This is a genomic window from Candidatus Clostridium stratigraminis (assembly GCF_045310675.1).
Taxonomy (GTDB): domain Bacteria; phylum Bacillota; class Clostridia; order Clostridiales; family Clostridiaceae; genus Clostridium_AT; species Clostridium_AT stratigraminis.
Genome location: NZ_JBJHZZ010000001.1, coordinates 546930 through 572290, shown reverse-complemented (window position 1 = coordinate 572290; position 25361 = coordinate 546930). Strand labels below are relative to the sequence as shown.

The window sequence follows — 25361 nt, the reverse complement described above, 5'->3', positions numbered from 1 at the left end:
AAGAAATTTAAAAAAGTGTGAAAAAAAAGAGGCCTAAGCCTCTTTGTGTTTTCGCACTATCTCTGGATTATAATTGCAGTTCCCATTCCGCCACCAATACATAATGTAGCTAATCCATTCTTAACATTCTTTCTTTGCATTTCATGAATAAGAGTAACAAGTATTCGTGCTCCAGATGCTCCAATAGGGTGTCCTAAAGCAATTGCACCTCCATTTACGTTAACCTTATTCATATCAAGCTTTAAATCCTTAGCTACTGCTAAGCTTTGAGCTGCAAAGGCCTCATTAGCTTCAATCAAATCAATGTCCTTAATTTCAAGCTTTCCTTTTTCTAAAGCCTTTCTCACTGCGCTATAAGGTCCATAGCCCATAATTGAAGGATCTACCCCACCTTGAGCATATGAAACTATGGTTGCCATAGGACTTAGACCTAACTCTTTTGCCTTATCTAAACTCATTATTACTAAAGCTGCTGCACCATCATTTATTCCTGAAGCATTGCCTGCAGTAACAGTTCCATCTTTTTTAAAGGCAGGCTTTAATTTTCTTAGTGCTTCAATAGTGCTGCCTTTTCTCGGAAATTCATCCACTTCAAAAATAATAGGTTCCCCTTTTCTCTGTGGGATACTTACTGGAACAATTTCTTCTTTAAACTTACCTTCAACAATTGCTTTTTCTGCTTTTAATTGTGAATCAAGTGCAAATTCATCCTGCATTTCTCTTGATATATTCCACTTTTCTGCTACATTTTCAGCTGTTATTCCCATATGATATCCATTAAAAATATCAGTAAGTCCTTCACTAAGCATAGAATCTACTAAGGAACCTGCGCCCATTCTGTATCCCCATCTAGCATCATTTAAAATATAAGGTGCCCTAGACATGTTTTCCATACCGCCTGCAATAATTATATCAGCATCTCCGGCTTTTATAATTTGTGCAGCTAGCTCAACTGCTCTAAGGCCAGAACCACATACCTTATTAATAGTCATTGCAGGTACCTCAACTGGAAGTCCTGCTTTTATTACAGCTTGCCTTGCGGTATTCTGTCCAAGTCCCGCCTGCAGCACATTTCCTAGTATAACTTCATCTACCATTTCAGGATTTAAGTTAACTCTTTTAAGAGCTTCGTTAATAACTATTGCTCCAAGTTCCGGAGCCGGTATATCTTTTAAACTCCCCCCAAAAGAACCAATTGCAGTTCGTACTGCACTTACAATTACTACATCTCTCATTCTTATTCCCCCATTTATTAAATTTAAAATACCCATGTAAACAATTTCATTATATTCGATTACTTTGCATTTATCAACTTTTACATAAGAAAAAGACACAAGCTTTTAAAAAGTTTGTGTCTGTAAATATTTTATAATTAATGCTTCTCATTTACATTAAATTCAGTTAAGGTTTTATTGTTATAACCAAAATTATATAATATAGCATCAACTATTCTTTTAGAAGCTTTACCATCGCCATAGGGGTTTATGGCTTTTCTCATAACATCATATTCATCTTTATCTCTTATTAACTCATTAGCATTACTTATTATAACTTCCATGTTTGTTCCAATAAGTTTTACAGTTCCTGCTTCCACAGCTTCAGGTCTTTCAGTTACATCCCTAAGTACCAAGACTGGTTTTCCAAGATGTGGTGCCTCCTCTTGAAGACCGCCGGAATCAGTCATAATCATATAACACTTATTCATCAGATTATGTGTTTCCTTTGTATCAAGCGGCGGCAGCAAATGTACTCTTTCAACACCATCTAAATATTTGTAAACAACATCTTTGACTATAGGATTTAAATGAACTAGATAAACAAGCTCAACTTCTTTATTGTTTTCTACAATATTTTTTAGAGCCTTGCATATATTTTCTATACCTTCGCCCCAATTTTCTCTTCGATGAGCTGTAACCATAATTACCTTTTTAGACTTATAATCTATTTCATTTAATTCTTTATTAGTAAATTCATACTCATCTTCAACAGTATAATTCATAGCATCTATTACCGTATTTCCTGTTACATAAATGTCGCTTTCCTTAATTCCTTCTCTTAAAAGGTTTTCTTTTGCTCCTGCAGTAGGCGCAAAATGAAGATCAGCAATGGCACCTGTAAGCTTTCTATTCATTTCTTCAGGGAAAGGAAAGTATTTATCAAAGGTTCTAAGACCAGCTTCTACATGACCAACCTTTATTTGCTTGTAGAAAGCAGCAAGAGATCCAGCAAAGGTAGTAGTTGTATCACCATGAACTAAAATCAAGTTTGGTTTCTCTTTTTCAAAAACTTCTTCAAGCCCTTCTAATACTTTAGTAGTTATACCTGTTAAACTTTGCTTTGCTTGCATAATATTTAAATCGTAATTAGGATTTATATTAAAAAGTTCAAGGACTTGATCTAACATTTGTCTATGTTGTGCTGTTACGCAAACCAAAGATTCTATCTCTTCTCTTTGTTGTAATTCATTTACCAGCGGAGCCATTTTTACCGCCTCAGGTCTAGTTCCGAATATGGTAATTACTTTAATTTTCTCCATTTAATTTCCTCCTAAGTAATATGCTAGTCATGTTTAAAAAAGCCCATCTTCCAAGCAACGAATACAATAATCGTTATCACTGAAGCCATTAAGAAATAAGAACGAACGGTACTTATTTGCATTGCTATAATAGCAATACCTCCTAGAATTGCACTAAGTAAATACATTATAATAACAGCCTGCCTCTGTGAAAGTCCAAGATCTAACAATCTATGATGCAAATGCCCTCTATCTGCTTGAGATATTGGCTTCCCATTTACCTTTCTTCTAATCATAGCAAAAATAGTGTCATAGATTGGCAGCCCAATAGCTAGAATTGGAACTGATACAGCAAAGGCTGTAGCTGATTTAATTGTACCTTCCATAGATATTGCCGCTAGTAGAAATCCAAGCAGCTGTGCTCCAGTATCACCCATAAATATAGTTGCAGGATTAAAATTATATGGCAAAAATCCAATAATAGCTCCACCAAGCACTGAAGTGAGAACGGCAGCTTCAGATCTATTATGAATTATAGCAATAATAAAAATTGTTATTGTAGAAATAAGCGCCACCCCTGCAGCCAAACCATCTAAGCCATCAATAAGATTTAACGCATTAGTAATGCCTACAACCCAAATTACTGTGAAAGGTATATACAACCAGCTTATGTATATAAGTCCATTTGTGCCTCCAAAAGGATTTGTCAGTATTGTAATACTTACTCCACTTACAATTAGGCAAAGAGCAGCTACAATTTGAATGCTAAGTTTCACTAAAGGCTTTAAATCCTTAATATCGTCAATTACCCCGCCTATAACTATTATTGTAGAACCTAAGATTATTCCTAATTCAGATATTTCAAGGCTGCCCTTTTTTAAAATTATAGTTATCATAAATGCAATATAAATTGCTAAACCACCTAATAATGGAATTGGCTTTTTATGTACTCTTCTTTCATCCTTTGGAACGTCTATTGCCCCAATTTTAACTGCAAACTTTTTTACTAATGGGGTTGCTAATAAAGATATAACCGCCGATACTAAAATTAAAAAATAATTATTCATAAGTTACCTTCCTAATTTAATCGATTAGTAAGAATCCTTTCCTGTATATTAAGTACCATTTAATACCCGAATTCATTGCTTAATGAATCATCATCATTAATCCAGTCCTGTACTTGAATTATACGATATTTGTCTTTTGTATCTCTAATAATGACTTTTTCAATACCTGCATTTATAATTAACCTTTTGCACATTGTGCAAGAATTTGCATCCCTAACAAGCTCTAAGGTTCTAGTTTCTTTACCAACTATGTATATAGTGGCACCTATCATATCACGCCTAGAAGCACTAATAATTGCATTTGCCTCAGAGTGTACTGAACGGCATAATTCATACTGGGTACCTCTTGGAACATTTAACTGTTCTCTACGGCAAATCCCTATATCCTGACAATTTTTCCGTCCTCTTGGGGCTCCCGTATATCCGCTGGATATTATCTCATCATTTTTAACAATAATTGATCCATAATTTCTCCTTAAACAAGTTCCTCTCTCAAGAACAGTTTCAGCTATGTCAAGATAATAATTATTCTTATCTCTTCGTTCCATCAGTATTCCTCATTTCTACATTAATCACTAATATTATAAGTCATTTATATTAATAATACAAAACTAATTTTAAACATTCCTTACTGTGCACTGATTCCAGTGCTCTCTAAAGCCAAAAATTTAATATAAAATATAAAAAACTGACTCCAGCTTATGCTGAAATCAGTTTTTTATATAATTATTTTTTAACTTATTAAGGAAAATGAAATTTACTGAAGTTTAAAGCTTTGTCTTACTTAGTACCAAAGAGGCGATCTCCTGCATCTCCAAGTCCTGGTACAATATAACCAAGTTCATTTAACTTTTCATCAATAGCTGCCACATATATATCTACATCTGGATGAGCATTCATAACATTTTTTATGCCTTCAGGAGCTGCTATTAAACACATCAATTTTATATATTTTGCTCCTTTTCTCTTTAATAAAGCTATTGCATCTACTGCTGATCCTCCAGTAGCTAGCATAGGATCAGTTACAATTACATCTCTTTCTTCAATATCCTGTGGAAGCTTACAGAAATATTCTACTGGTTTTAGTGTAGCTTCATCTCTATATAATCCAATATGACCAACCTTTGCTGCGGGTATAAGTTTAAGCATTCCATCTACCATTCCAAGTCCAGCTCTCAAAATTGGGACTATTGCAACTTTTTTACCTGAAAGCATTTTACATTTAGCTGTGCATATAGGAGTCTCAATTTCCACTTCCTCCAGCTGTAAGTCACGAGTTACTTCATAAGCCATAAGCATTGCTACTTCTTCTACAAGTTCTCTAAAATCTTTTGATCCTGTGTTTTTATCCCTAATAAATGCTAATTTGTGTAATATCAATGGATGTGCAATTTGTGTAACTTTACTCATTTTATTTCCCCCTATTTCATATATTTATTTTCAATTGCTGTTATTTTATTTATTCTTTTTAAATGCCTATCTCCTAAAAAGCTAGCATTTAAAAAGTTATCAACAATATCAAGTGCAAGTCCAGTACCTAATACTCTTGCTCCTAATGCTAAAATATTTGCATTATTATGCTCTCTACTTGAGTGAGCACTGAAGGTATCGGAGCACAGTGCTGCTCTTATACCTGGAACTTTATTTGCAGCAATGCTTATACCAATTCCTGTACCGCAAACTAAAATACCAAAATCAAAATTCTTTGCAGTAACCTCCTCTGCAACAGCCTGAGCATAATCAGGATAGTCAGTTGAATCTTCAGAAAAAGTTCCAAAATCCTTAAATTCTATACCTATCTTTTCTAAATGTTTTACTACTTCATTTTTTAAACTTAAACCAGCGTGGTCGCTGCCTATTGCAATTTTCATATCTTTCCTCCTTGTTTTCCTTATACTATTTTTAGAATTTTTATAATTTTTTATTACAAAAAAGAAGATAATAGCACTTTTTTTAAATGCTTTTATCTTCTTTTATTTTGTCTAACAATAATAATATACTATTATTTAAAGCGTTATAAGTTTTACTGTAAATAGGAAAATCGCCGCCATAAGGGTCAACTATATCACCCTTCATGCCGACATATTCATTCAAAGAGAATACTTTGTCTTTAAGCTTAGGAAATCTTGAAGTGATTATATTTTTAATATTAGTGGTCATAGTTAATATCAAGCCAGCATTATCTAACATTTCTAAAGTAAGCTGAATTGCCAACCTTTTACTAATATCTAAGGATAAATTTTCCTTAACTAATTGAGCTGAATAAATGGAAGCTATACTGTTTTTTTCAATAGATAGTCCAGCAGATGAAGCTTTTACATTTTTAAGAGTACAAAGACTATTAAAAATGGCTTCAGCCATGCAGCTTCTACAGGTATTACCTGTACATACAAATAACACTTCCATTTTCAACCCTCCTTAATAAACTTAAACATTAATAATATCAAAACCAGCTGACTTTCTCATCCTATTCATAATGGCTGTCCCTATTTCATCTTCTTCAAAGGCCTCAGCAAGAATTAAGTCTACCTTTTGATCATCTAGGCTTCGTAAAGCCTCAAATAAATTCTTTCCAATAGAGCTTACATCATTTCTGCTTCCTAATGAAATAATTATGCCATCTACATATTTATCTTTAGTTTCATCAGTAGCTAAAATTCCTACGCTTATTTTTTCACCTATATTATTTTGCACTATTTCATTAATTTTTGCAATAGTTTTTTCTATATCTCCCTGTATTATTTTCATTGGCGCATTAGGAGCATAATGTCTATACTTCATTCCAGGCGCCTTTGGTTTAAGATCTGCATTTGGTTTTTTCATAATTGCTGGGTCCATATATATTGATGGCTCTATTTCCTTAAGCATCTCCAAGGTTATACCCCCTGGTCTTAAAATACAAGGTGGAATTACTGTACAATCTACAATAGTGGATTCAAGCCCGACTTCACAGCTTCCGCCTCCAAGTATTATATCAACTTTCCCATTTAAATCTTCAATACATCTATTAACTTCAGTAGGACTTGGTCTGCCTGATATATTTGCAGATGGAGCGGCTATTGGCACCTTTGAGGCTTTAATTAGTTCTCTAGCTATTACATTAGAAGGCATTCTTATGCCGATAGTAGAGAGTCCTCCGCTAGTCACTTCTGGAATCACTTCTGTCTTATTAAATATTAGAGTTAAAGGTCCAGGCCAAAAGCTTTTCATGAATTTTGCAGCTACTTCAGGAATATGTTTAACGTATGAATTAATATTAAAATCTGATACGTGAATTATCAATGGATTATCCTGAGGTCTACCTTTAGCTTCGAATATATTTCTTACAGCACTAGAATCAAGCGCGTTCGCCCCAAGCCCATAGACAGTTTCAGTAGGAAATGCAACAAGTCCACCCTTACTTATTACCTTGCCTGCCAAGACTATTTTATCTTCATCTATTTTATCTTCATCTATTAATATAACTTTCGTATTCATTAAAAATTTCTCCTTTGTTTATATGTACATTAGAGCATTTTAGTCATTATAAGCCCTAAAATGATTCCAGTCAAGATACCGGCTGTACTTGTTATTCCATCCCAAAGCTTTGAAGATTCGGGAAACATCTCTCCGCAGACTACATACATCATTATTCCTGAAGCAAGTGCAAGGCATGCACCTAATATATTATCTGAAATGCTTCCAAGGTATGCTCCAATAATGGTTCCTATGGCTGTTGGAAAAGCCGTTAAGAAGGCAAAAAATAAAATTTTTCTCACCCTCACCTTCGATGCCATCAGTGGAGCAGAAACTGCGATACCTTCCGGAATATCATGTATAGCAATTATTAAACTCATCTTAAAGCCAAGGCTCTGTCCGGCAAGAAAACCAACACCCATAATAACCCCTTCAGGAAGATTATGCAGCATTAATCCAATTGCAGCCATAAAAGCAACCTTAATATGTTTATTTTTAGCAAAGCTGCTGGTAATATTGATAATTCTATCTAACATAGATATAACTAGAATCCCTATAATGCAAAACATCAAAGTTCCGGTAAAGCTCCAGTTGTCAATAGCCTCAGGTATTAAATCAAAGACAACAATGGAAAGCATTAAGCCTCCTGCAAAGCCAATTATAGCACCTAAGAGTCTATTTGAAGGCTTTTTCACTATTATTCCTAAGGATGCTCCAAGCATAGTTCCAATTAAAGATATTATGCTTCCAAAAGCAACAATTAAATAAATATTATTTCTAAGCAAGTTATCACTCCTACTCCATAAATTAACTCTATACATTTTATTTATGAAATTCGGAGTGAAGAACCATATGTCTAAAATTTATACATTATTACTTCTTCTATATTCCTTAATAATTTCCACAGCCTCTTCTGTATATTCGGCTTTTACACAATTTCTATAAATCATATCTAATAATTTATATTTCTCAAAGCCCCCTTTAGTTATAATAAGATAATAATAGTTATCTTCCGGGTTCTGCACCTTTAACCAATAATATTGCTGAGCCAAATAGGGGTGTTTACTTATAAAATTACTGTCTACTGGTATAATTTTTTTGTTTCTAAATCTAGAATTCATAATAAAGATTATTGACATCTGCACACCTATTCCTTCAGCATGTACAAATTTTACTTTATCACAAATAATATTCATTTCCTCGCCAAAATGCAGCAGCTTTATTTTTAATCTGTAGCTATCACTGCTGAACTTTATATAATTATTGCTTATATTAATTAATATTGTTATTAATATAAGCAGTTCAATTATTATAAGATAAACTATAAAGAAAACGCTTGATTTGTGTGCTAAAAATAAAATTAATGGCAGCATAAAAAAAATAAAGCTTAAGAATAGCAAAAACCCAATATTAGATTTTTTTTGCTTCCTAATAGCTTTATTTATGTCCATATTTCACCTCTAAATTTGTGTGCAATTTTGATTATTCATTACTTCCCATTGCTTCCATCTTTCTAGCTTGGTCTTCTGTAATTAAACCATCTAACATTTCATCAATATCACCATCTAGAAAGGCTTCTAACTTGTAGAGTGTTAGCCCTATTCTATGATCTGTAACTCTACCTTGTGGATAGTTATAGGTTCTAATTCTTTCACTTCTATCTCCAGTTCCAACTTGACTCTTTCTATCTTCAGCTATTCCAGCATGTCTTTCAGCTTCAGCTCTTTCATAAAGCCTTGACATTAAAACTTTCATAGCTTTTTCTTTATTTTTAAGCTGGGATTTTTCATCCTGACAAGACACTACAAGACCTGTTGGAATATGTGTTATTCTTACTGCTGAATCTGTTGTGTTAACACACTGGCCACCGTGACCAGAAGCTCTAAAAACATCAATTCTAATATCATTTGGATTAATAGTTACATCTACATCATCAACTTCTGGCAAAACTGCTACCGTTGCTGTGGATGTGTGGATACGTCCGCTGGATTCAGTATCGGGAACCCTTTGTACTCTGTGAACTCCACTTTCATATTTAAGCTTACTATAAGCGGATTGACCCCTAACCATAAATACAACTTCCTTAAAGCCGCCAATATCAGTTTCATTGGCACTCATTAGTTCAATTCTCCATCTGTGACGTTCTGCATATCTAGTATACATTCTAAAAAGGTTTGAGGCAAAAAGAGCAGCTTCTTCCCCACCGGCCCCACCTCTGATCTCAATAAATACGTTCTTTTCATCATTAGGATCCTTTGGAAGAAGTAAAATGTTTAATTCTTTGTGAAGCTCTTCTGATTTTAAAGTTAAATCCCTTATCTCTTCTTGAGCCATATCCTTAAGTTCTTTCTCAATGTCCTCATTAAGCATTTCCTTATTGGCTTCAATATCTTCTATAGTTTTTTTATATTCTTTATATTTATTAACTATTATTTCTAAGTCAGCATGTTCTTTGCAGAGCTTCTGCCATTCCTTCTGATCAGCCATAACTGAAGGATCGCTTATTTTTCTAGAAAGCTCTTCATATTTATTTTCTATAAAATTAAGTCTATCTAACATTTATATAATCACTCCATATATTATTTTCACAATTTATTATTATAACACAAGCCTCAAAAAATAGCGATGGAATTTTTTTATTAATTAAGAGTAGCAATTATTACTCTATTAAGCCCTGCAAGGTCTTTAATAATCTTAATATTACTAAAGCCATTTTCTTCAAGGATTCCCTTAACTTCTTCAGCTTGGTCATACCCTATTTCATAAGCTAGAACCCCATGTTCATTTAAAACCTGAAGGCTTTGTTTTGTAATGGATCTATAAAAATTTAATCCATCCTCGCCTCCCCATAGGGCAATATATGGCTCATAGTCCTTTACATCCTCCATTAAAGTTGGTATCACAGATGTTCTTATATATGGTGGGTTTGATACCACTATGTTAAACTTAAGCTTATTATCTATAGCAAACTGAAGTAAATCGCTTCTATAAAAATGAGCATTATGTTGTAATGAAAGTAACTCTATATTTCTAGAGGTTACCTCGCATGCTATTTCGGATATATCACTGCAATAAACCTCTGAGTTATCTAAGATTTTTGCTATTGAAAGACCAATTGCTCCGCTGCCGCAGCAGACATCACATATTTTCAAACTGTCTTTTTTATTTGTAAGCTTTAAAACCTCTTCTACCAATATTTCTGTATCAGGCCTAGGTATTAAAACTCCCTGTTTTACAAAAAATGATATTCCCATAAATTCGGTTTCTTCTATTATATATTTTATAGGCATCTTATTTTTTCGTAAATCAATTAATCGAAAATATTCAATTACACTTTTCTCACTGACTTCTTTGTCCCTGTTAATAATTATAGACACTCTATCCAAATTTAAAACCTTACCTAAAATCAGCTGAGAATCTAAAATATAATTTTCATTATTATACTTTAAAATTTCATAACCTTTAGTTAGTAATTGCTGTATTTTCATTTCCATCATCCTTATGATTTATTCTAATCCCTCTGCTGACTTTAATGCGGCTATTGCAACTTCTAATTCAGATAAATCTGGCTCCCTTGTTGTAAGCTTTTGAAGCATAAGCCCAGGAAAAGCTAATATATTTGCTGCTTTACTATTACTCTTGCCCATCCATCTAATAAGTTCATAAGTAATTCCTGATATCACTGGCAGTAGTATTATTCTATATAGAAGTCTTTGAAGTAAGGAATTCCATCCTGTTAAGGAAAAAATAATTATACTTACTATCATAACCAAAAACAAAAAATTTGTACCGCATCTTGGATGTAATCTTCTAAATTTTTCTGCATTTTCTGGTGTAAGCTCTATGCCATTTTCATAACAAAAAATAGTCTTGTGTTCTGCGCCATGATACTCAAATACTCTTTTAATATCCTCTAGCTTACCAATGAAATATATATATAATAAGAATAATATAACTCTTATTATCCCTTCAATTACATTGAGCCATACTGTATTTATGTAAGTAAGTTTCTTAAAAAAGTTAGCTACGTAGGTTGGCATTAAGAAAAATAATAATACAGCAGCTACTAACGAGAATATAAGAGAAATTCCTGCAATAATATCATCACTTTTATCTTTAAATTTATTTTTAAACCACTTATCAAATTTAGAGACTTCCTCTTCTTCTTCAAAAAATTTAGCTGAAAAGTTTAAGGTCTTTATTCCTATAACAAGAGATTCTATAAGGGATACAAAGCCTCTAATTATAGGCAACCCTAAAAGCTTATATTTTTTAGAATATGGTACTAAATCTAATCTTTCTATTACAATTTCACCCTCAGGAGTTCTAACTGCAGTAGAAACTCCCTTCCTGCCCCTCATCATAACACCTTCTATAACAGCTTGTCCACCAACAGAAACCTTTTTATTCATACAATTCCCCACTTTATTTCTTTATCTTTAATTTTTCATTTTCATATTCTTTTTTATATTGAAAATAGCATTTAGGACATAGTGCATGATATTCTACATTATCCTGTTTATCAATAGCAACTTGTTTTCCTTCAAACACATATTTCCCATTTATCATTCTTCCATTTAAAAGAGCCTTTTTACCGCAGTTGCATATATTCTTTAGTTCCTCTATACTGTGTGCTAATAGTAGTAATCTTGAACTTCCTTCAAAGCCATTCATCTGAAAATCCGTGCGAAGGCCGTAGCATATAACTGGAATATCCATTAAAACAGCTATTTCAAAAAGCTGATCAATATGCCTGCTTTTAAAAAACTGTGCTTCATCCACTAGAATACAATCTATCCTGATATTTTTCTTAAGTAAGGCTTCCACCTCAGTACATATATTCATATCTTCACTTATTAAAAGGTCTACTTCCCTTGTAACCCCAAGCCTTGATACAACCTTATGCCCACCCTTTGTATCAGTCTTAGGTTTTATTATTATTACATTCATTCCTCTTTCTTCATAGTTGTATGCAACTTGTAAAAGATTTGTTGATTTACCGCAATTCATTGCTCCATATCTAAAATATAATTTACTCATGTCATTCCTCCTTTTATTCGGAACACCGAGTAGTTTGACCTACTCGCTCCCGCTCGAAAACTACTCGTAAAAGGCCTTTTAGACCTTTTACCTCCTTTTATTCGGAACACTAGCAATTAAACTAAACAAATATATTGTATCAAAAAACAGCCTTTTATTAAAGATTGACTACAAAATATTTGCATGCTATAATCTAGTAGTTGAGAATATGGAAACATATTCGATAATTGAAAGAGGTGAATGAAATGAGAGAAGGCATACATCCAGAATACCACCAAGACGCTGTGGTTAAGTGTGCATGTGGAAACACATTTACAACTGGTTCTGTTAAGAAAGAACTAAAAGTAGAAATATGCTCTAAATGCCATCCATTCTACACTGGACGTCAAAAGATTGTTGACGTAGGTGGAAGAGTTGAGAAATTTAGAAGGAAGTTCAATATTACAGAATAAAAAAATGGGAAAGGATTTACCTTTCCCATTTTTCTTTTCCATTATCTCTTTTTAAAATATCGTTTTTCATAAAGATTTCTAAGAAATCATCATTATTTTTTGTTTTAGCCATATGTTCTATTAGCTTTTCTGTAACTAGATCTGCACTATTTTCTTTGTACATAACCCTTCTGATATTAAAGATAACCTCTTGCTCTTTAGAAGTTAAAAGTAAGTCTTCTCTTCTTGTACCAGATTTATAAATATCAATAGCAGGAAATATTCTTCTTTCTTGCAGCTTTCTATCTAAGTGAACTTCCATATTTCCTGTTCCCTTAAATTCTTCAAAAATCATATCATCCATTCTGCTTCCTGTTTCAACTAGAGCTGTGGCAAGAATAGTAAGACTTCCACCTTCTTCAATGTTTCTTGCAGCACCAAAGAATTTTTTAGGATTTATAAGTGCTCCAGGATCTAATCCTCCAGAAAGTGTACGCCCAGTTGGAGTTATTGTAAGATTGTAGGCCCTTGAAAGTCTTGTTATACTGTCTAATAAAATAACCACATCCTGACCTTGCTCTACCATCCTCTTTGCTCTTTCAAGTACCATTTCTGCAACCTTTGTATGATGATCTGGCTCTTCATCAAAGGTTGAAAATATAACTTCACCATTAATAGAACGCTGCATATCAGTAACCTCTTCAGGTCTTTCATCTATTAAAAGCACTATTAATTTTATTTCAGGGTGATTTTTACTAATACTATTGGCAACTTTTTTAAGAAGAGTAGTTTTACCAGCCTTAGGAGGTGCAACTATGATACCTCTTTGTCCTTTACCTAATGGTGAAATAATATCCATTAATCTCGAGGATAAATCTAGTGTACTTGTTTCTAATTTGATTCTTTCTTCAGGATAAATAGGGGTTAAAGTTTCAAATTTTTTTCTTCCTACAGCTCTTTCAGGGTTTTCACCGTTTACACCTTGTACATATAATAGAGCTTTAAACTTTTCTCCCTCTTTAGGGGTTCTTACCTTACCTTCAACCATATCACCTGTTCTTAAATTGAAGCGTCTAATTTGTGAAGGAGATACATAAATGTCATTTGGTCCAGAAAGATAATTTTGTCCTCTTAAAAAGCCAAAACTATTTTCAATAACATCTAATACTCCTCTAGCAGTATCAGATTCATCTATCATTTCTTTAAGTCTTTCTCTTTTTTCTTCAAAGGAAACTTTTTCTATGATAGGCTCAGACTTTGGGGCAGGTTCATAAGCTGTGTTTAAATTCGTAGTTACAGCTTTAATTTCTTCACTCTTTACATAAGATTTTTCAGATTCTTCTTTAACTTCATCCTTTTTGGGAGTTATCTTTTCTCTAAGAACTACTCCATTCGTTTCAATGGACGCAGGAGAAACCTTGCTAATTTCTTCAATAAGCTCTGCTTTTTTAAACTTTGATATGTTTTTAATACCAAGTTCCTTAGCAATATCTCTAAGCTCCGTTAGAGTTTTAACTTCTAATTCTTTGCTAAGCAAACAATACACCTCCAAATATTCACTTATATATTTAATAATTTATTGGGATTTCAAAAAGAACTACCATGAAATGTAATACCTTATACATTATATACTATTTTATAATTTTAATCCATTTTTTTATTTTAAAATAAAAAGAGTGAATTTACTCACTCAAAACATAACAATCAAATCACTTTTTTGCTCATTTACTTTGTTAACTCTTTCATGTACCTTACTCTCATTACCAATATAAAAAATTGGTACTCCTAAAGTTTCACAGCCGCCAATAATAACTTCTCTTTTAAGAAAATCATTTATATTATATTTATAATAGTGTACCTCTCCACATAATGGGCACTTAATTGTAAAACTTAATTGCTTATGTCCTTTAGAATTAATATGAATGCACGGGAAAGCCATTTTCAGCTTCTCAATTTCGAAAATAGATATTTCTTTAATTTCATATTGCTCATAGGCGTTCTTTAATGCAATGCTTATTTTAGAATTAATCAGCACCTTTCTCGCCTCCAAATATTTTATATTTATTTTAATATTATTATTCTATAAATCTTAAAGAATTCCTTCAAAAATAAAACCGCACTTTTCCAAAAGGCATATTTTTAATTCGACATGTAATTTTGAAATTTTTTAAAAAAAGATTCACCCAGGTGAATCTTTTTCCTATTATTTTACCTTAGTTTTCATAGCAGCTTCTATAAAATCTTTAAAAAGTGCGTGGGGTCTATTTGGTCTTGATTTTAGTTCAGGGTGAAATTGAACGCCCACAAACCAAGGATGATCTTTTAGTTCTACTATTTCCACAAGTCTTCCATCAGGACTTGTTCCTGAAAGTACTAGACCAGCTTCAGTAAGAGGTTTTCTATATTCATTATTAAATTCATATCTATGTCTATGTCTTTCATAAATTAAGTCTTCATTATATGCTTCAAAAGCAAAGCTTTCCTTAGATAGTTTACATGGGTATAAACCAAGTCTCATAGTTCCTCCCATTTCATCTATGTCCTTCTGATCTGGCATTAAATCTATAACTGGGTAGTTTGTCTCTGGATTTATTTCTGAGCTATGTGCATCTTTAAAGCCTAATACATTTCTTGCAAATTCAATTACTGCACACTGCATTCCAAGACATATCCCAAGAAAAGGTACTTTATTTTCACGAGCATACTTTATGGCTTCTATTTTTCCTTCAATGCCTCTATCTCCAAAACCACCAGGAACCAAAATTCCATCTACATCTGCTAGTAAGTTACCTACATTTTCCTTATCTAAATCTACTGAATTTATCCATTTTATATTTACATTTGCATCATTACTTAATCCGCCGTGATTTAGTGCTTCTACAACTGATATGTAAGCATCGTGAAGCTCTACATATTTTCCAACTAATGCGATATTTACAGTGCTAGAAAGGTTCTTTAACTTCTTTACCATAGCTGTCCATTCATTGTTATCTATATCGCCACATGGAAGACTAAGCTTTTCACAAACGAGAGTATCTAAACCTTCCTCATGAAGCATTAGAGGTACTTCATACAAATTTTCTGCATCAAGATTTTGAATTACCGATCTACCATCAATATTACAGAACAATCCTATTTTGCCTTTTAAATCTTCAGATAGAGGTTTTTCAGAACGACAAACAATAATATCAGGTTGAATACCTATGCCTCTTAATTCCTTAACAGAATGTTGGGTTGGTTTAGTTTTAAGTTCTCCGGCCTTTCCTAAGAATGGAACAAGAGTAACATGAATAAAGCATACATTTTCTCTTCCTACTTCATATTTAATCTGTCTAATTGCTTCTAAAAAAGGAAGTGATTCTATGTCGCCAACAGTTCCACCAATTTCAGTAATAACTACATCTATTTCTCTTTCCTTAGCAACTCTATACACCCTTTGTTTTATTTCATTTGTTATATGTGGAATTACTTGTACTGTACCACCTAGATAATCTCCTTTTCTTTCCTTAGAAATAACTGACCAATACACCTTTCCTGTTGTAACGTTGCTATTTTTACTTAAATTTTCATCGATAAATCTTTCATAATGCCCTAAATCCAAATCTGTTTCAGCTCCATCATCTGTTACAAAAACCTCACCATGCTGATAAGGACTCATGGTTCCCGGATCAACATTTAAATATGGATCAAACTTTTGAATTGAAACTTTTATTCCTCTATTTTTAAGAAGTCTTCCTAAGGATGCTGCAGTTATCCCTTTTCCAAGTGATGAAACTACTCCACCAGTGACGAATATATATTTTGTATTTTTCATAAGCTATTACTTCAAATGTATTTTGAAGTAATATTCACCCCCTAATATTTTTTAAAAATTTGTTGACAAGTTCTTTTTCACATATTATAATAGAAATTACCCTATAAAATGGAATTATTGTTTTCTTTTTTAAAACACTATAATATGATAGCACATCTTTTCATTTTATGCTATATTTTTTTTGCTTTTCGTCAAATTTTTTTAAAGCCTACTATCAATTCTTTTAACAGCTCTTTATATGTTTCTAGAATTATTAATATTTCTTATTATTCATTTTATTATCATCAAATAATATACCCTATTCACCAATAAACTATGAAAATATTAAAATTCGAATTAATTGAAAATTTAAAAACAAAAAAGGAAGTTGCTTTCTTCCCTAAGTAAGAATATTATATTTTTTTATCTTGCTCTGTAAGGTTTGCCGCGGTACTTGTAAAAAATCAGCAGCCCTAGAAATGTTATATTTATTAATAATAAGTGCTTCTTTAATATAGGATTTTTCTATTTCTTCCATTTTACTTTTAAGGGATATATTTTTATTTACTATGTTGAGTCCAACATACTCTAAATCATTTTCATTTATTTTGCCCTTTTGCTTTAGGTTAAAAATACCTTCAATTACATGTTCAAGCTCCCTTACATTTCCCTGCCACTCTAAGTAGATTAATTTTTCCAAAGAGGATCCATCTATTCCATCAATAGAGGCATGAAATTTTTTGTTGAATTTTTTAATAAAGTATTCAGTAATTAAAGGTATATCTTCTTTTCTATATCTTAAGGGGGGTAAATCAATTCTTACTACGTTTAGCCTATAATATAGATCCTTTCTAAGCTTTCCTTCTTCAATTAATAGCTCTGGCCATTCATTTAATGATACTATTAATCTAGTATCTACGCTTTTATTTATAGAACTGCCTAATCTTCTAACAGTACCATCCTGTAATACTCGTAAAAGTTTTCCTTGAAGTTCAATAGGCATTGAATTAAGTTCATCTAAATATAAGGTACCGCCAGTTGCTAATTCAAATATACCTTTTTTGTCCTCTGCACCTGTAAATGCCCCTTTTGTTATTCCAAAAAGTATTCCTTCAAGTAAACTGCTAGGAATAGCTGCACAATTTTGAGCTATAAAGGGCTTATTACTTCTATATGAATTATTATGTATAGCTTGTACAAATAATTCTTTTCCTGTACCTGTTTCTCCATAAATAAGTATAGGGGAAGAAGTTTTAGAGGCTCTTACTGCCTTATCCTTGCAACATATTAAATTTTCGCTATTTCCTATAATATGGTGAAAATTGTATTTGGCAGTAGTTATTGTCCTCATGTGCTCCCCCCTTTGCATATTCTAAATAATACTTTGTGTAACTTTACGCCTTAATATTTACCTTCAATATTGTGCTTTGAGGTTTTTCTCCACCAATAATTAGATTGTAATTAACTAATATATCTCCACCAAATTCATCTATATTGACTTTTAAATCTAAAGTTTCAATTTTCATTTCAATAACACCATATGGAGTATTATATATAGTTAATGCATTACCATCCTTTTCAAAATTCATCTCTGCATTTGTAGTACCAACTCTTAATAATGTAAATTTTTCAGGACTAACTTTTAAAGTAGTCCTTGTGCCCTCCATGCCAGAAATCTCAGTTTCATTATACTCCGCACAATAAGCTTCCTTTTCTTTATAAAATTCACCAGGAGAAACTACTTCAATTCTACTGTCTTCCACATTATTTTGCTGACTTGAAATGGTTATTATGGCCTTTTTATTCAATATTTTACTACCTCCCTTTTACTAACAGTTATTCCTAGCTACTGCTAATTCTATTAATTCATCAATAAGCTTACTATAGCTTTTACCAGCAGCCTGCCACATTTTAGGATACATACTAATGCTAGTAAAACCAGGTATAGTATTAACTTCATTTAAATAAATTTCCTTTGTATCTTTATCCACAAGAAAATCCACTCTTGCCATTCCAGCACAATCTAATATTTTATATATATTTATAGCTGCTGTTTTTATTTCTTCTAATTTTGCTTCTTCTAAATCTGCAGGTATTAAAAGTTTTGAAGCCACATTATTATATTTTGCCTCATAATCATAAAATTCTTTTGCTGGAATAATTTCTCCAGGAACAGCCGCTTCAGGGTAATCGTTACCCAATACAGCAACTTCTACCTCCCTTGCATTTATCCCTCTTTCAACTAGAACCTTCCTATCATGTTTTAATGCAAGCATAATACCTTCCTTTAATTCTTCCAAGCTATGTGCCTTTGTTATACCAACAGAAGATCCACTGTTAGAAGGTTTAATAAATACAGGGAATTTTAGTCTATCTTCAATTTTACTTAATATTTTCTTATTATCTACCTCATACTCATAGGCATTCACAACAACATATTCAGCCTGCCTTACTCCAAACCCCTCTAAAAGGTATTTTGTGTAAATCTTGTCCATGCAAATAGCGGAAGACATAACTCCAGGCCCAACACATGGTATATTTAACAGTTTACTCATACCTTGAATAGTTCCATCTTCTCCATATAATCCATGCAATACAGGAAATACTACATCAACTTCATTATTAAATAATATTTTTTGTCCTTCTGGGACTTTGTAAAATTCATCGCTTTCCCATTTACCATTTTCTATATAATCTACTTTTCCATTATATTCAAACCATTTTCCTTCTTTTGATATTCCAATTGGATATATATCATATTTAGCCACATCAATATTTCTAATTACAGAAGCAGCAGAAACTCTTGAAACCTCATGTTCAGTAGATTGACCACCAAATAATACTGCAATCTTTTTCTTCATATTTTCAGCTCCTTGTATGTCTTAATATTTATTCATTAATTATTATATCATAATACAAGTAGATTGCTACATAAAAATAGCCACGAGAAACGTCCCCGTGGCTCATCATATCTCACATTGCAAGTTCTCCGTTTGGGGTATTAATTATCTGTAATATTCTTTGTTCATAACCTGTTTGGGCATTTATGTATACTATGAATTTATCTTTTTGATAACTTCCCGTAAACTCATAACAAAGAATTTCTGTATTAGTTTCTGTTGGAATTACTGCAAGCCTTTTGGTAGAAATGCTTAATCTTTTGCTAACTTTAGCTTCAGCTTCTGCCTCAGAAATTTTAGGGGTATTAAGTTTTCTATTTTCTTCATGAGAAACTAAATATTTTTCGGATTCAATTCCTATTATATTTCCATTATCTAAAGCAATTTTTAGCTTAATTTGATCTGGATAAATTGCTATATCATTTTGTTTGAATACATAGTTTATAATAGCAGTGTTATCATATTTTAAAGTATAAGCAGTAACCATATTCTTATAGCCTAAATTAAGCAAATATTTAGCACCTATGTCTGCAGCTTTTTTTAAATCTATTGTTGGATTATTAATTAATCTATTATCTAATAGATAAACAACCCTGCCTCCGTTTTTACTAATTTCGCAAATAACTATATTCTGTTTTGCATTTCTATTTTTCATTGTAACATTAAAGCGATAGGAAGGAATCTTTGTTTTCCCTTCATTAGAAACATTATCAATCTTTTCAATATTCTCTTTTCCTATAACCTTATAAACAACATTAGTGGCATCTGATAAAGAAACTTCTGCTTGAGCAGTTATTTTAGGTTTTATATTCATAATATTATCAGAAAATGGGCCATCGTAGATTAATGATGGATATGCAGCAATTTGCTTTTGTATATTTGCAAATTGGGTGGAAACTGCTTCTGCATTTTGGCTTGCTAATACGCCTGTTGCCTTTTGCCTAATTTCTCCCCATTTTACCCTGCCTTCACTTATATCAGCTAACACCACATTTAAATCATTTTGTAGTTTTAAGGCCTCTTGTTTCAAATTGTCAATATTGCTATAATCCTTATCGCTTAAATCTTTTCCCTCAGAGGAAGCCTTAACTAGACTGTAACAGAAATCTCCTACTTGAGACAAAAACTTACTGGTACTCTCAATATTTTGCTGTGGAATTGGCAATGAATGCAGCTTATCATTAGCTGTAGCACTATATCTAAAAATTTCTTCAAAGGTTATTATTTTTTTTTCCCTGGAATTTGTTATAGCTGCTTTACTTAAATCTACTCTAATATTCTCTACTGAAGTTATTAATTCATGCATATTCTTACTATACTCGCTTTGAAGATAGTTTCTATAATCAGTCCTCTCTAAGGTCATTAAAATAGCAAATGTTGTAGAGAATACAACAATTAGGGTTACAGCAATAGTATATATAATTCTTTTTTTTGTCATTTGCATAGAGCTTTACCTCCCATAAATTTCTTCACATAGTATTTGTAGTTATATTCTTATTATTCATCCAAGAAAAGAAAAACTCGACATGTAATGTCGAGTTTTATAATTACCTATGAAAATAATTTTTTAAGTTCATCAAAAATTTTAAATCTTATTTCCAACTTTTCTGTGCTATCTTTTCCTGAACTTTCAGTGGTAGCTTTTCCTAAATCTTCTTTTGTCTTTTTACCTAGGTTTCCAGACTTAGAAAGTGAATTTGTATTGTCAACTTCCTCAAATTCATTTTGTGTAAGTACCTCTTTCATAGCTTTTTCTGTATCCTTGTAGGAAACTTCACCTTTAGTTATATCTATAAAACAGAGGGGTGGAAACATCACACACCACCAGTTTTGACCAGAACCATTCCCAATAATAATTCTATAGGCTTCATACTCACCTTGGGGAAGAGTTATATTTCCATAAGTCTTAACTGGAAAGTTTTCCTTTGACAACATTGTAACTGATTTATAAGGGTATCCATTATCCTTTATAACTTTATCAGCTATTTCATGAATATCTTTATCGTTTTGCATAAGAATTTGCCTGGATTCACCTATGCTTTTAGATGTCTTTAACTTTGGAGCAATATATTCAAGCACTTTGTCTCTTACCTTTAGTTTCAAAGCTTGATCTTCAGCATTGTCACTATTTGCTATAACATGAAATCGTATAATTTTATTTTCAATTGAATTTTGGAGTGACATATTATTTACATTATTAGCTTTCAGACCTTTAACCGAAAAACCACTCCAGAATATTGAATATCCTATACATAGACAAATAACAACACATATAAATTTTTTCATTTTTATCCCCCTGATTGTTTATTTGTCTGTAATTATATCCATTAATTCCCTAATTATACATAAATATTTATTTAGTAATGCCGATTCTTCTAATTTTTACATCAACATTAACTGTAATTTCTGCACTTTTAAAAGCTTCATCCCAATTATCCTTAATTCCCTTCCAAAGAGATGGCTTATATTCCTCCACATATTCCCTTAAATTTATGGGATCTACCTGAAACTCAGTCTGCATCAGTTTAGCTATAATATTACATTCTTTAGAAATAGATTCGCTAAAATTTTTTTCAATAGAATTAAGTTCTGTCTTTGATAGTATCTCTTTTCCTTTAAAATCTTCCATAAGCTGAGCTTCCAACCTACAATTAATATTAAAGAAAAGTTTATTTTTATCACCACTTAATTTTATTTTTCTTTGAATATCACTTATTTCTATATCAATTGGGTGGCCATCCATATAAATCACTCTTTTTCCACCTTTGATTTTACCCCTCATTATTTCTAAATCTGCAACCTCTACAGGTGTTAAAAAGCCTTTTAATTTATAATTTTTAATAACTGCTACCCCTGAAAGCACAATATCATCTTTTTCTTTATCCATGCTAACTTTAGGTATAATTGCATTTCCATTCTGGTCTAGAAGGATTATTACTTCATTTAAGGTAATTGGTAAAATTGAGGCATTACTTTCACTGCTTTCCATAAGTCCAGTTAAATAATTCTCTATACTTTTTTCCATGGTAGGTTTAAATTTTACAAATTCCTCGGCCTTTCCTTCGGAAACTACAATCCTCATCATTTTGTTCAAATAAGGGTGTCTTTCCAAATAATCTAATATTTCTTTGAAAATATCTGGCTGTTCCAAAATCGCACTATTTAGCATTATAAGCTTTGTCTGTCCTAAATATATACTTCTGCTGCTTCGCCCAGTAGCCTCCATTATTCCGTCTTCCATAGATGAAGCATCCACGTTAATATATTTGTCCTCAGCAGTACTAGTTATTCCAGGCCCAAGGGCACTTATATTAGGAAAACTATAGGTTATTGAAAGTTTTCTTTCAGAAATTCTATCTTGAAATGGGTCATTTGGCTTAATTTCCTTTGCTTCCTTATTATTGCCCGCATCCTTACCTGGATCAATTCCTATAGTTGTTATAAATAACTTTCTATCAATTTCAACTTTATCCCAACATCCGCTTAAGAATAAACTGCACAAGATTATAGGCAGTATTCTTTTATACTTCACTTTTCTCACCTCTTTTTCTGCCTCCTTTAAATATCAATAAAACAAAAGGTAGAATTATGAAACTCAAAACAACAAAAAACAAGGTGGTCTTATTAGATATATCATTAATTTCGGCAATATTTTCAGGATATAAGGCTATTAAATATATAATTGGTGAGAGTATTAAAGCAGTTAATTTTATTTCATCAAGCTTAAAGCTCTTTTTAATTAATTCTGCCGAAAAATAAAATACGTTTACAAAGGTTGTATAATAATAAAAAACCCACAATGCCATTACTATGCCTTCCCATCTCTCAATAAATGATCCTGGTATCATTATAGCTCTTACCAATGCAATAGTAGGCCAAATAAGCTCTTTAGTATGCTCCTTTGTAAAAAACATTAAGCATAAGATTACAACCGCAACATAAAATATTGTTATAAATGATATACTGCTGATGAGTGTTTTTTTAATTTCCTTTACATCTTTCATGAATGGCAAAATTAAAAATGCTATTTGAAATCCTCCAAAAGCATAAGTGGAAGTTATTAGTGCACTTAAATATTCTTTTGGAGAGTGCTGCAATATAGGCAGCACATTAGTTATGTCACCATTTTTAGTTGAAAACAATAAAAGGATTATCATTGGTACAAACATAATTATAAAGGATATTTCATTAAATTTAACTAATACAGAAATATCTGTACGTACTATGTAGAGCCCAGTAAAAATCATTACCAATAATATAAATTCTGTTGGAGTTTTTAATAATAAGTTCATTTTTATTACTTCAACAAATATTCTCATGCCAATTGAGATTGAAAAAATAAAATAAAAACAAAGTAATAATATTATGACATTTCCAAATAGTTTACCTAGTGTATTTATAGTAAGATCATAAAAAGATATGAAACCATTTTTATTTACTATTTTATAAATTATAAATAACAAAGCCATGCATATAAAACCTGCAGCTATTGTTACAATCCATCCATCAGTTCCAACTTCTTCAGCCATAGAACTAGGATAGGAAAACACCCCTACGCCTATTACCGTTACTACTATAGTTGAAAATAATCCATATTTGCCAACTAGCCTTTTTTCATTCATATAGAGTAGTCCTCACTTTCCTGTATCTTTAGTATAAGCAATAAATTATTCTTGCCTTATTTTATCTTTAGTTTCCATAAATTCAGGTCTTCTTTTAAATAGATTTATAGGAGCTCTAATGAAGGTATCTTTCATATCTCTTTTATGAGGATGAACTAGTGGTGATAAATATGGGATTCCAAAGCTTTTAAGTTTTACTAAATGTACTATTATAATTATTGAACCAATAGCTATACCATACAGACCAATTATTGATGAACATATTATAAGAAAAAATCTAGATAATCTTAAAGCTGAGCTAACCTCATAATTAGGTGTAATAAAGCTAGAAATAGAAGTAATGGACACAATAATAATCATTATAGGACTTACAATCCCAGCACTGACTGCGGCCTGCCCTAATATTAGTCCTCCTACAATACCAATTGTTGAACCTATTGCCTTTGGTAATCTTACAACTGCTTCTAATATAAAAGCTAAGGCCATTTCCATGATTATGGTTTCAATAAAGGCCGGAAAAGGAACTCCCTCTCTAGATGCTGCAATGGAATATGCTAGCTTTGTAGGTATAATAGATGTATGAAAAGATGTCACTGCAATATAAAGTGATGGCAAAAGCATAGATAAAACAATTGCAGTAAATCTTACAAGTCTTAGTATTGATGAATTTATCCATCTTTGATAGTAATCATCGGGTGTTTGAAAAAGACTAGGCAAAGTTGCTGGTGCAAGTATACAAAATGGAGAGTTGTCAACTAATATAGCTACTCTGCCTTCATACAAACCTGCAGCAATAACATCTGGTTTTTCAGTACTTTGTAATTGGGGAAAAGGAGACAGTTTATTGTCTTCAATAAATTCCTCAATATATCCGCTATCTAAAATTGCATCAATTTTTATGTTTTGAATTCTTGATTTAACCTTTTCCAGAACATCTTTGTTAACTACATCATCTATATAAAGAATGGCCACATCTGTTTTGGATCTAGTACCTACAGTTTTAGACTCTATCTTAAGTCTGGTATCCCTTATTCTTCTTCTAATTAAAGCAGTATTAAATCTTATAGTTTCTGTAAAGCCATCTCGTCCTCCTCTAATAACACTTTCACCAGAAGGTTCACTTACTCCTCTAGTTGGCCAAGCTCTAGTTGAAATAACATATAAAGCAGACAAACCTTCAATAAACATTATTGAATCACCTGAAAGTACAGCGTTTAGACCTTCAGAAAGCTTCATTACCTGCTTCATATCAGACACTGTAAGTATCTTATCTTTTATTTGCATTATATTTTCTACTCTTTCACTTTTAAGCATTACAGATTCAAGCACAAAATTATCTAAAATAACCTTGTCTGCCATTCCATCTATATAAATAATAGCTGCCTTCCAATCTGCTATATTAAATTCTCTATAAACTATGTCTGATGTATCCTTTAATAGATCTTTAATATAGGCAACATTCTCATCAACCTTTGGAGAAATTAAGTCTCTAATTATTTCCTTCAAATTATAACACCTTCTACCTTCTACACCTTAT

Annotated in this window: 26 protein-coding genes; 1 reads left to right on the top strand and 25 read right to left on the bottom strand. The window is 31.9% G+C overall.

Going from position 1 to position 25361, the window contains the following annotated elements; genetic code table 11:
- Positions 1 to 56 precede the first annotated feature (56 nt).
- From ACJDUG_RS02745 to ACJDUG_RS02680, 14 genes are all read right to left on the bottom strand, one after another.
- Positions 57 to 1235 carry an acetyl-CoA C-acetyltransferase gene (locus tag ACJDUG_RS02745; protein ID WP_406768349.1) on the bottom strand — a complete coding sequence of 393 codons (1179 nt, stop codon included), beginning with the start codon at positions 1233 to 1235 and terminating at the stop codon, positions 57 to 59.
- A gap of 137 nt (positions 1236 to 1372) precedes the next feature.
- A complete protein-coding gene (gene wecB, locus ACJDUG_RS02740; RefSeq protein WP_406768348.1) occupies positions 1373 to 2536 on the bottom strand; it encodes a non-hydrolyzing UDP-N-acetylglucosamine 2-epimerase in 1164 nt (387 codons plus the stop codon).
- A gap of 23 nt (positions 2537 to 2559) precedes the next feature.
- Entirely contained in the window at positions 2560 to 3582 is a 1023-nt protein-coding gene (locus ACJDUG_RS02735) for a glycosyltransferase family 4 protein (protein WP_406768347.1), read from the bottom strand.
- Between the two features lie 59 nt (positions 3583 to 3641).
- Positions 3642 to 4130, bottom strand: coding sequence for a deoxycytidylate deaminase (locus ACJDUG_RS02730; protein ID WP_406768346.1), 489 nt, complete (start codon positions 4128 to 4130; stop codon positions 3642 to 3644).
- 232 nt (positions 4131 to 4362) lie between these two features.
- Positions 4363 to 4992, bottom strand: coding sequence for a uracil phosphoribosyltransferase (gene upp, locus ACJDUG_RS02725; protein ID WP_406768345.1), 630 nt, complete (start codon positions 4990 to 4992; stop codon positions 4363 to 4365).
- Between the two features lie 11 nt (positions 4993 to 5003).
- A complete protein-coding gene (gene rpiB, locus ACJDUG_RS02720; RefSeq protein WP_406768344.1) occupies positions 5004 to 5453 on the bottom strand; it encodes a ribose 5-phosphate isomerase B in 450 nt (149 codons plus the stop codon).
- Positions 5454 to 5535: 82 nt separating this feature from the next.
- Entirely contained in the window at positions 5536 to 5988 is a 453-nt protein-coding gene (locus tag ACJDUG_RS02715) for a low molecular weight protein arginine phosphatase (protein WP_406768343.1), read from the bottom strand.
- 21 nt (positions 5989 to 6009) lie between these two features.
- Positions 6010 to 7059, bottom strand: coding sequence for an L-threonylcarbamoyladenylate synthase (locus ACJDUG_RS02710; RefSeq protein WP_406768342.1), 1050 nt, complete (start codon positions 7057 to 7059; stop codon positions 6010 to 6012).
- 29 nt (positions 7060 to 7088) lie between these two features.
- Positions 7089 to 7859, bottom strand: a complete 771-nt coding sequence (locus ACJDUG_RS02705) for a ZIP family metal transporter (RefSeq protein ID WP_406768341.1) — start codon at positions 7857 to 7859, stop codon at positions 7089 to 7091.
- Between the two features lie 42 nt (positions 7860 to 7901).
- On the bottom strand, positions 7902 to 8489 hold the full coding sequence (locus ACJDUG_RS02700; RefSeq protein WP_406768340.1) for a hypothetical protein: 588 nt from the start codon (positions 8487 to 8489) through the stop codon (positions 7902 to 7904).
- A 31-nt stretch (positions 8490 to 8520) separates the two neighbouring features.
- Positions 8521 to 9597, bottom strand: a complete 1077-nt coding sequence (prfA, locus tag ACJDUG_RS02695; protein ID WP_406768339.1) for a peptide chain release factor 1 — start codon at positions 9595 to 9597, stop codon at positions 8521 to 8523.
- Between the two features lie 80 nt (positions 9598 to 9677).
- Positions 9678 to 10526: a peptide chain release factor N(5)-glutamine methyltransferase gene (gene prmC, locus ACJDUG_RS02690; protein ID WP_406768338.1), complete on the bottom strand. Its 849-nt coding sequence runs from the start codon at positions 10524 to 10526 to the stop codon at positions 9678 to 9680.
- An 18-nt stretch (positions 10527 to 10544) separates the two neighbouring features.
- The gene (locus ACJDUG_RS02685; protein ID WP_406768337.1) at positions 10545 to 11450 is read right to left on the bottom strand and encodes a DUF1385 domain-containing protein; all 906 of its coding nucleotides are present in this window, start codon (positions 11448 to 11450) and stop codon (positions 10545 to 10547) included.
- A gap of 13 nt (positions 11451 to 11463) precedes the next feature.
- Positions 11464 to 12078 (bottom strand): thymidine kinase, encoded by a 615-nt coding sequence (locus ACJDUG_RS02680; RefSeq protein ID WP_406768336.1) that lies wholly within the window; start codon positions 12076 to 12078, stop codon positions 11464 to 11466.
- A gap of 245 nt (positions 12079 to 12323) precedes the next feature.
- Between ACJDUG_RS02680 and rpmE the strand changes: the two genes are divergently transcribed.
- Positions 12324 to 12530 (top strand): 50S ribosomal protein L31, encoded by a 207-nt coding sequence (gene rpmE, locus ACJDUG_RS02675; protein WP_406768335.1) that lies wholly within the window; start codon positions 12324 to 12326, stop codon positions 12528 to 12530.
- 16 nt (positions 12531 to 12546) lie between these two features.
- On the opposite strand, the gene rho is transcribed toward rpmE, so the two are convergent.
- The 11 genes from rho to ACJDUG_RS02620 all read right to left on the bottom strand — a co-directional run bounded on the left by rho (position 12547) and on the right by ACJDUG_RS02620 (position 25330).
- The gene (rho, locus tag ACJDUG_RS02670) at positions 12547 to 14046 is read right to left on the bottom strand and encodes a transcription termination factor Rho (RefSeq protein ID WP_406768334.1); all 1500 of its coding nucleotides are present in this window, start codon (positions 14044 to 14046) and stop codon (positions 12547 to 12549) included.
- A gap of 153 nt (positions 14047 to 14199) precedes the next feature.
- The gene (locus ACJDUG_RS02665; RefSeq protein WP_406768333.1) at positions 14200 to 14544 is read right to left on the bottom strand and encodes a hypothetical protein; all 345 of its coding nucleotides are present in this window, start codon (positions 14542 to 14544) and stop codon (positions 14200 to 14202) included.
- 168 nt (positions 14545 to 14712) lie between these two features.
- On the bottom strand, positions 14713 to 16323 hold the full coding sequence (locus ACJDUG_RS02660; RefSeq protein ID WP_406768332.1) for a CTP synthase: 1611 nt from the start codon (positions 16321 to 16323) through the stop codon (positions 14713 to 14715).
- A 379-nt stretch (positions 16324 to 16702) separates the two neighbouring features.
- Positions 16703 to 17653, bottom strand: a complete 951-nt coding sequence (locus ACJDUG_RS02655; protein WP_406768331.1) for a sigma-54 interaction domain-containing protein — start codon at positions 17651 to 17653, stop codon at positions 16703 to 16705.
- 43 nt (positions 17654 to 17696) lie between these two features.
- Entirely contained in the window at positions 17697 to 18110 is a 414-nt protein-coding gene (locus ACJDUG_RS02650; RefSeq protein WP_406768330.1) for a YwiB family protein, read from the bottom strand.
- 21 nt (positions 18111 to 18131) lie between these two features.
- Positions 18132 to 19163 carry a D-alanine--D-alanine ligase family protein gene (locus ACJDUG_RS02645; RefSeq protein WP_406768329.1) on the bottom strand — a complete coding sequence of 344 codons (1032 nt, stop codon included), beginning with the start codon at positions 19161 to 19163 and terminating at the stop codon, positions 18132 to 18134.
- A gap of 112 nt (positions 19164 to 19275) precedes the next feature.
- The gene (ypeB, locus tag ACJDUG_RS02640) at positions 19276 to 20646 is read right to left on the bottom strand and encodes a germination protein YpeB (RefSeq protein ID WP_406768328.1); all 1371 of its coding nucleotides are present in this window, start codon (positions 20644 to 20646) and stop codon (positions 19276 to 19278) included.
- 107 nt (positions 20647 to 20753) lie between these two features.
- Complete coding sequence (gene spoIIR, locus ACJDUG_RS02635) at positions 20754 to 21488, bottom strand: stage II sporulation protein R (RefSeq protein WP_406768327.1); 735 nt, start codon at positions 21486 to 21488, stop codon at positions 20754 to 20756.
- A 67-nt stretch (positions 21489 to 21555) separates the two neighbouring features.
- On the bottom strand, positions 21556 to 22734 hold the full coding sequence (locus ACJDUG_RS02630) for a Ger(x)C family spore germination protein (RefSeq protein WP_406768326.1): 1179 nt from the start codon (positions 22732 to 22734) through the stop codon (positions 21556 to 21558).
- Positions 22724 to 23824: a GerAB/ArcD/ProY family transporter gene (locus ACJDUG_RS02625; protein WP_406768325.1), complete on the bottom strand. Its 1101-nt coding sequence runs from the start codon at positions 23822 to 23824 to the stop codon at positions 22724 to 22726. Before ACJDUG_RS02625 ends, ACJDUG_RS02630 begins: the two co-directional genes overlap by 11 nt.
- 45 nt (positions 23825 to 23869) lie before the next feature.
- A complete protein-coding gene (locus ACJDUG_RS02620; RefSeq protein WP_406768324.1) occupies positions 23870 to 25330 on the bottom strand; it encodes a spore germination protein in 1461 nt (486 codons plus the stop codon).
- Positions 25331 to 25361 lie beyond the last annotated feature (31 nt).